The sequence below is a fragment of the Flavobacterium sp. genome, from assembly GCF_043773265.1.
In the GTDB taxonomy this organism is placed as follows: domain Bacteria; phylum Bacteroidota; class Bacteroidia; order Flavobacteriales; family Flavobacteriaceae; genus Flavobacterium.
Genome location: NZ_JAYVFH010000032.1, coordinates 1 through 8,112 on the forward strand (window position 1 = coordinate 1; position 8,112 = coordinate 8,112).

At 29.3% G+C, this 8,112-nt stretch carries 9 protein-coding genes; 3 read left to right on the forward strand and 6 right to left on the reverse strand.

Annotated features, from left to right (window positions below):
• From ACH2BO_RS01625 to mraZ, 5 genes are all read right to left on the reverse strand, one after another.
• Window positions 1-1,276, reverse strand: a 1,276-nt coding sequence (locus ACH2BO_RS01625; protein ID WP_395043018.1) for a UDP-N-acetylmuramoyl-L-alanyl-D-glutamate--2,6-diaminopimelate ligase, incomplete at its 3' end; no start/stop codon positions are given.
• A gap of 43 nt (window positions 1,277-1,319) precedes the next feature.
• The gene (locus ACH2BO_RS01630; RefSeq protein ID WP_395043019.1) at window positions 1,320-3,326 is read right to left on the reverse strand and encodes a penicillin-binding transpeptidase domain-containing protein; all 2,007 of its coding nucleotides are present in this window, start codon (window positions 3,324-3,326) and stop codon (window positions 1,320-1,322) included.
• Window positions 3,317-3,664, reverse strand: a complete 348-nt coding sequence (locus tag ACH2BO_RS01635; RefSeq protein WP_395043020.1) for an FtsL-like putative cell division protein — start codon at window positions 3,662-3,664, stop codon at window positions 3,317-3,319. Before ACH2BO_RS01635 ends, ACH2BO_RS01630 begins: the two co-directional genes overlap by 10 nt.
• Before the next feature lie 62 nt (window positions 3,665-3,726).
• Entirely contained in the window at window positions 3,727-4,635 is a 909-nt protein-coding gene (rsmH, locus tag ACH2BO_RS01640) for a 16S rRNA (cytosine(1402)-N(4))-methyltransferase RsmH (RefSeq protein ID WP_395043021.1), read from the reverse strand.
• Window positions 4,610-5,083, reverse strand: coding sequence for a division/cell wall cluster transcriptional repressor MraZ (gene mraZ, locus ACH2BO_RS01645; protein ID WP_395043022.1), 474 nt, complete (start codon window positions 5,081-5,083; stop codon window positions 4,610-4,612). The genes rsmH and mraZ overlap by 26 nt, the downstream gene beginning before the upstream one ends.
• Window positions 5,084-5,468: 385 nt before the next feature.
• Here mraZ and ACH2BO_RS01650 point away from each other — a divergent pair, with 385 nt between their 5' ends.
• The 3 genes from ACH2BO_RS01650 to ACH2BO_RS01660 all read left to right on the forward strand — a co-directional run bounded on the left by ACH2BO_RS01650 (window position 5,469) and on the right by ACH2BO_RS01660 (window position 7,422).
• Window positions 5,469-6,233 (forward strand): alpha/beta fold hydrolase, encoded by a 765-nt coding sequence (locus ACH2BO_RS01650; protein ID WP_395043023.1) that lies wholly within the window; start codon window positions 5,469-5,471, stop codon window positions 6,231-6,233.
• A 61-nt stretch (window positions 6,234-6,294) separates the two neighbouring features.
• Window positions 6,295-6,915, forward strand: a complete 621-nt coding sequence (gene yihA, locus ACH2BO_RS01655) for a ribosome biogenesis GTP-binding protein YihA/YsxC (RefSeq protein ID WP_395043024.1) — start codon at window positions 6,295-6,297, stop codon at window positions 6,913-6,915.
• 3 nt (window positions 6,916-6,918) lie between these two features.
• Entirely contained in the window at window positions 6,919-7,422 is a 504-nt protein-coding gene (locus tag ACH2BO_RS01660) for a hypothetical protein (RefSeq protein WP_395043025.1), read from the forward strand.
• A gap of 103 nt (window positions 7,423-7,525) precedes the next feature.
• Here the strand turns inward: ACH2BO_RS01660 and ACH2BO_RS01665 are convergent, their stop codons facing one another.
• A complete protein-coding gene (locus ACH2BO_RS01665) occupies window positions 7,526-7,885 on the reverse strand; it encodes a helix-turn-helix domain-containing protein (protein WP_395043026.1) in 360 nt (119 codons plus the stop codon).
• Window positions 7,886-8,112: the final 227 nt, after the last annotated feature.

An 8,112-nucleotide genomic window follows, 5' to 3' on the forward strand; every position in this document is an offset into this window, starting at 1 on the left:
CTGCACTATCTAAACCAAGCTCCATATCTTTTAAAATTACACTTGCATTTTCTGACCTAGGATTATCACTGGTTAAAATAATTTTATCACTTAGTGCACCTGCAATGCTCGCCATAATTGGGCGTTTTGTTTTATCTCTATCGCCACCACAACCAACTATTGTAATTAGTTGTTCGTTTTTAGTTCGAATGTCGTTGATTGTTTTTAAGACATTTTCTAAAGCATCTGGTGTGTGAGCATAATCAACAATTGCTGTAATTTTTTTGTCAGAAACTATAAATTGAAATCTACCTGATACACTTTCTAATTCAGAAAGTAATCGCATTGCTTCAAATTTTTCAATTCCTAATTCTACTGCAGTTCCAAAAATTGCTAATAAATTATAGGCATTGAATGTTCCAATGAGTTTAACCCAAACTTCATTATCATTAATTTTTAATAGCAAACCTGATAATTGATTTTCTAATATTTGTGCTTTATAATCTGAATAAGATTTAAGAGCATAAGTCAATTTTCTTGCAGCTGTGTTTTGTATCATCACCAAACCGTTTTTATCATCGATGTTGGTTAATGCAAAAGCTGTTTTGGGTAAATGATCAAAAAATAATTTTTTTACATCGCGATATTCAGCAAATGTTGGGTGATAATCTAAATGGTCGTGAGATAAATTGGTAAAAACGCCACCTTCAAAAAGTAAGCCATCAGTACGTTTTTGATGAATTCCATGAGAACTTACTTCCATAAAACAATATTCACAACCGTTTTCAATCATTTGATTTAAATAATAATTGATAGTTAATGAATCTGGAGTTGTATGTGTTGCATTGTATTCGATTTCATCAACTAAAATTTTTACTGTAGAAAGTAATCCAACTTTATATCCTGCTTTTTTGAACAATTGATATAATAGTGATGCAACTGTGGTTTTACCGTTGGTACCAGTAATTCCAACTAATTTTAGTTTTGAAGAAGGACTATTATAAAAATTAGTAGCCATAAAAGCCAATGCCGAATTGGTGTCTTTAACTTGAATATATGTTATTCCAGTAACAATTAATTCTGGAAATGTATCGCAAATAATAACAACCGCACCAAGATTTATTGCTTTTTCAATAAAATCATGACCATTAGAAATTGTACCTCTAATAGCAACAAAAACATCATTAACTTGAACTTTTCTAGAATCGAATTCTATTTTGTTCACGTCAATTTCTGTTGAACCTTTTACAGCTTCAATAGCAACTTTATATAATATGTCTTTTAAAATAATATTCATTTGTTTCCTTTTTTCTCTTCTACTTTGTAGAGATTGGGTAATGCTATGATAATTCTAATGTTATTGTTGAATTCTTAATTATTGGCTCACCGGCTTGAACAGATTGTTTTTTTACTTTTCCTATTCCTTTTACTTTAACTTTTATTCCAAGATTTCCTAAAAGAGCTACAGCATCCATGCCTGACATTCCTTTTAGATTTGGAATTTTATTGTTTATATTTTGGGCTTTATCAAAATATTCTTGGTATTTGTTTTCTTGTTTTGCAATTTTTTTATCTAAATCTTTTATTTCATTTGTTGATGGTGCATCGGTAAAAATCTTTTGGGCAATTCTTTTAAAAACTGGTCCAGCAACATCAGCACCATAATAATTATTCATTGATGTATTTGGTTTGTGAACGACTACTATACAAGAATATTTTGGGTGTTGGGCTGGAAAAAAACCAACAAAGGATGAAATATAATGTTTATCATTTCCGCCATTTTTTCCATAATTGGCTTGTGCCGTTCCTGTTTTTCCTGCCATAGAGAAATCTTTAGAATACAACTTTGAACCTGTTCCTCTTTTTACTACATTTTCTAGAAGAACTTTTAGTTTTTTAACAGTTTCATCAGAACAAATTTTTGGATTGATGATTTGTTTTTCATATTTTTTTATGGCTTTATTCCATTCTTTGATTTCTGAAACGAATTGAGGTTTTACCATTTCACCATTGTTTGCAACAGCATTGTATAAGGTTAATGTTTGCATTGGTGTTACTAAAACTCCATATCCAAAAGCCATCCATGGTAGTGAAATTGCACTCCAATCTTTATCTGTGGTTTGTGGTATTCTTGGAATTCCTTCTCCTTGAAATGGCAAACCGAGTGGTTTGTTTAATCCCATTCTATCAATTCTATCTACAAATTCTTGTGGGTTATTTTTATAATTTTCATAAACTGCTTGTACCAAAATAGTATTTGAAGAAACTTCAAAACCTCTACCAACTGATATTTTTCCGTAACCTCCATCATGAGAATCGCGAACTTTTTTTCCTCTATAAGTTACAACTCCACCATTAGAATCATAAATTTTAGTTGTGTCAATTTTATTATCATCCAAAAGCGCAATCATATCTACCAGCTTAAAAGTTGAACCAGGTTCGTGAGATTCGGCTACTGCATAATTAATTGTTTCATAATAGTTACCCGATTTTTCATCTCTTCCCAGATTAGAAATTGCTTTTACTTGACCTGTTTTGGTTTCCATAACAACAACACAACCATGCTCAGCACCATATTCTTGAAGTTGTTTTAAAAGTGCGTGATGAGCAATGTCTTGAATGTAAACATCGATTGTAGAAATCACGTCGTAACCATCTTGAGGATCAACCTCGTTTATATCTCTAATTGGTTTCCATTGCCCTTTTGCAATTTTTTGTTTTAGAATTTTTCCATCTTTACCATTTAAATATTTTCCAAAAGCGCCTTCAATTCCAACTCTTTTTAACATTCCATCTTGGTCAATTCTATCATAACCAATAGTTCTTTCGGCAATTATTCCAATTGGATGTTCGCGAACTGTTTTTTGTTCAACTATAATTCCACCTTTGTTAGCGCCTTTTTCGAACAATGGAAAAGCTTTTATTTTAGCATATTCTGTATAACTCAAATCCTCGGCAACCAATGTGTATCTGTTTTTATTGGCTCTAGCGTTTCTAAAAAGCGATTGAAAATAAGAACTTGGCTTTGATAATAAGTTTGATAAATTATCTGATAATGGCTTTACATTTTTTTCAAAATCTTCTGCTTTTGGAGTAACAGCGTCAAATCTTATTGTGTAGTTTGGAATTGATGTTGCAAGTAAACTTCCGTCTGACGAATAAATATTACCTTTATTTGCAGGAATTACAAAAGTTCTAACAGTACGTTCTTTGGCTAATTTTCTATAATAATCACCTTCAACCCACTGAATATTAGTTAGTTTTACAGTAATTGCTATTGCTATTAAAAAAATAACAAAAGCAACTAAATAAATTCGGTAAGAGATTTGTTTATCTTCTACTGCCATAACTTTTTAAAGAAATTTTTTTCTTCGGGTTTTTTAACTTTTATTTTTTGTGGTGGAACTTGTGACGGAAAAATATTTCTAGATTCCATTTTTTGCGACACTGTAGATTCCATTCTTAGTTTCATTAATTCTGAACGTCTATCGACAAATTCTGAACGTAATTCTTTAACTTCGTTAGTTAAATCGGCAATTCTAAAAACTTTTTGTTCAAATCGATGTGTATTTGCAATCATTATTATTGCTAAAAAAATCAAGAAAACAATAAATCGCCAGTTTTTGGTAGCGTCTTCGTTTACAAGAAATCTTGCTTTTAATATATTGTATATTCCACCTTTCATTTAATTAGTATTCAGTGTTCAGTATTCAGTGTTCAGTTATTCCGAAATCTGAAATCTGTAAACTATTTTTTCTCTGCAATTCTTAATTTTGCGCTTCTTGCTCGGTTGTTGATTTTTATTTCTTCTTCTGTTGGAACAATTAGTTTTCCAATTAACTTGAATGGAACCGAGAAATTTCCGAAGAAATCTTTTACTGGCTCACCTTCAAACAATCCGTTTTTTAGAAATCTTTTTACTAATCTATCTTCTAATGAATGATATGAAATAACGCTTAATCTTCCTTCGGGTTTTAAAACATCTAAAGATTGTTCTAGAAATTCTTTCAAAACATCCATTTCTTGATTTACTTCAATTCGAACAGCTTGATAGATTTGTGCTAAAATTTTATTTTTAAATTGTTCTGGCAAAAAACGTTGCAAAATCAATTTCAATTCATCTGTTGTTTCAATAGCTTTAATTTCTCGAGCTTCAATGATTGTTCTTGCCAAAGCTGGAGCAATTTTTAATTCGCCATAATCTAGAAACACTCTTTTTAAATTTATATCATCATATTCATTGATGACTTTGAAAGCGTCTAAATCGTTTTTTTTACTCATTCTCATGTCTAAATCGGCATCAAATCGAGTAGAAAATCCTCTTTCTGGAACATCAAACTGATGAGAAGAAACTCCCAAATCAGCAAGAATTCCATCAACTTGTTTAATTCCGTGAAACCTTAAAAACCTTTTTATGTATCTAAAATTTTCTTTAATCAAAGTAAATCTTTCGTCTTGCAAGGCATTTTCCCACGCATCTTCATCTTGATCAAAAGCAAATAATTTTCCGTTTGCACCAAGACGATTTAATATTTCTTTAGAATGTCCGCCACCGCCAAAAGTTACATCAACATAAATTCCATCTTGTTTTATATTTAGACCATCAACTGTTTCTTTTAGTAAAACCGGATTATGATATTCCATTGTCATCATCATTTACATTTCCCATTACATCTTCGGCCAAATCAGCGAAGTCAACTATAGAATCATCTATAGCTTTTTCGTACAACTCTTTATCCCAAATTTCAATAATATTTACAGCAGACGACAATACGATGTCTTTAGAAATTTTAGCAAAACTTGTTAAATCTTTTGGCACAAGCAATCTGCCTAGGTTGTCAATTTCAACCACTTTTACTCCAGCTGTAAAACGACGAATAAAGTCATTGTTTTTCTTTACAAATCGGTTGAGTTTATTGATTTTTTGCATCATTAAATTCCATTCACTCATTGGATACAACTCTAAGCATGGCTGAAAAACAGAACGTTTCAAGACAAATCCATCTTGAAGCGAAGCTGCAAGTTGCTTTTTAAAAGGTGCTGGCAAAAGCAACCTTCCTTTGGCATCAACTTTACATTCGTATGTTCCTATTATTGAGTTCAAAAAAACTTGTTTATTAAATGATTGGAGCAAAAATATAAAAATAATTACCACATTTTACCACAAAATACCACTTTGTTAATAAGTTTTACCACTTTTAGCATATTCTGAATAGCTTTTTATTTGAAGTAACAAATCAATTAATTAACAAATCCTTATGAAATATTAGGTTTAGGGATTTTTATTGAGTTGAGTTATGAGAATTAATGGTGTAGGATTTTATAGCTTATTTTAAAAAATGTGTAGTTAAAATGTTGATAATTATAAATATAAACAGTCTTAAATCTGGCATTAAAAAATTGTCAATTTTCTCTAAATAATTCAATTATTACTATGATTTTATAGATAAAAAGTTATATTTGTAACAATTGAAAATGAGCCACAGAATATGGATTTGAAAACTATAAAAGACGGAAAATACAACTATATTGAAGTTGGAGAAGGAACACCAATTCTAATTCTACATGGATTAATGGGCGGATTGAGTAACTTTGAAGGAGTAGCAAATTATTTTTCTCAAAAAGGACATAAAGTTATTATTCCCGAATTGCCATTATATAGCCAAAATATTTTAAAAACTAATGTAAAAGCTTTTGCAAAATATGTTAAAGATTTTATTACTTATAAAGGTTTTGACAGAGTAATATTATTAGGAAATTCTCTTGGCGGACACATTGCATTATATCATACTAAAATGTATCCCGAAAAAGTTGCTGGACTTGTAATTACCGGTAGTTCTGGTCTTTATGAAAGCGCAATGGGTGATAGTTACCCAAAAAGAGGTGATTATGAATACATAAAAAAGAAAGCCGAAGCTGTATTTTATGACCCAAAAACTGCTTCTAAAGAAATGGTTGATGAAGTTTTTAGTGTTGTAAATGACAGAATAAAAGTCATTAAAACTTTGACTATTGCAAAAAGTGCTATTCGTCATAATATGGCTAAAGATTTACCAAAAATGCACGTGAAAACATGTATAATTTGGGGTAAAAATGATGCTGTAACTCCACCAGAAGTTGCCGAAGAATTTCATAAACTAATGCCAAATTCTGATTTGTACTGGATTGATAAATGTGGTCATGCTGCTATGATGGAACATCCAGATGAGTTCAATAGATTGTTGGATATTTGGTTAGAGAAAGAGCATTTATAGATTACTTAAAATACAAATTATAATAAAATAAAGAGATTGCTTTTTGCCTCGCAATGACAAAATGAAAATTAATACCGCCGAATTTATTATTAGCAATTCAGACGTTACAAAATGTCCGACAGAACGTTTGCCAGAATATGCATTTATTGGTCGTTCCAATGTTGGAAAATCGTCTTTAATAAATATGATTACCAATCATAAAAATTTGGCAAAAACATCTGGAAAACCAGGAAAAACACAACTTATAAATCACTTTAAAATAAATTCTAATTGGTTTTTGGTCGATTTACCAGGTTATGGATATGCAAGAGTTTCTAAAAAAACTAAAGAGGTTTTTCAAGAATTTATAACTGATTATTTTGAAAGCAGAGAACAACTAGTATGTGCTTTTGTTTTAATTGATATTCGCCTTGAAGCACAAAAAATTGATTTAGAATTTATAGAATATCTTGGAGAAACCGAAGTGCCTTTTTGTATTGTATTTACCAAAGCCGACAAAATTAGCAAAGCTAAAATTAATGCTCATGTTGCTGCTTACAGAAAACAATTGTTAGCCAATAACTGGGAAGAAATGCCACAACATTTTGTAACTTCGGCTACAGAAGGCACAGGAAAAGATATACTTTTAAATTATATTGAAGAAGTGAATGTTGAAGTTTATAAAGATTTGAATGAATTTTAAGTTATGAAGAAAATATTGCTAATATTAGTGTTATTAATTGGGTTTTGTTCATGTGAATCAGCGCATTATACAATTCAAAACAACAATATTGAATCAAATATAGACTTTAGAAATGGAAAATGGCTATTAAATGAAATTGATGCGCCAAATGGAGTAAAAAGCATTATTGCTAATCAAGCAAATGAAAAGTTTAAAGATTTAATTGGCAATAATTATTATTATAAGTTAACAGCGAATGATGTTTTACTCCAAAACAAAAAGACACCTTTAAACCCAGATATTTCAGTTTTGAAGGAATTAAAAAAAGGTTTATTAGATTATGATTTCTTCATAAATATTAAGGTAGAAATAAAGAGAGACGATTTAGATGGAATTAAGATTGTTGTTAACGATAAATATAAAAAATTTCAAAAAAAAATATCTTATGCAACAATTGAAGTATATGAATTTAAAAAAATTAGAAATTATATATTCAAAAAACGCCATAGGAATACTAGATATCGCTAACAATAAAGATGATTTTTTCTTTATAAAATCAAACGATAAGATGATGTTGAAATCATTTAATAAAATACTGAGGAATATTGAAAATAATTCCTTGAAAAAATAATTATTTACTTTTCAATTCATTTCTTAAAAAATGGATTTCCTCCTTTAAATTTTTTATTTGTTCGTGATATGATTTTCTTTCATTATCAAATGTTTCAGAAATCACTTTTTGAACGTTGAAGAAACCTTTTGCATTTTCATTAAATGTATTATTAAAAACTTGACTTTCATCAAAAGACATTAATTCATTAACATCTATTTCAAAAATTTTAGCTAATTCTTGAATTCTTTCAAGATTAATTTTTGTCTTATTATTTTCAATGTCTGAATAAGCAGTTTGAGAAATTTTCATTATCTCGGACATGTATTCTTGAGAATAACCTTTAATAACTCTTATTTTTCTAATCTTCTCTCCAATCATTTTAAATAAAATTAATTTATTCAAATGTATTAAAATAAATTATAAGAAAAAAACATACTTTATAAGTAAATCAAATAATCACGAATTAACTACTTGTGTAATTTTAAGAAAAATACTACTCCTATCAAAAAAAAGAGGTTGATAAGCCCAACGTCGATATGTAAAAACGAAAACGACATTAAAAAACAATCTATTCTAAAAAATAAAAACCAAAACTTATATATTAT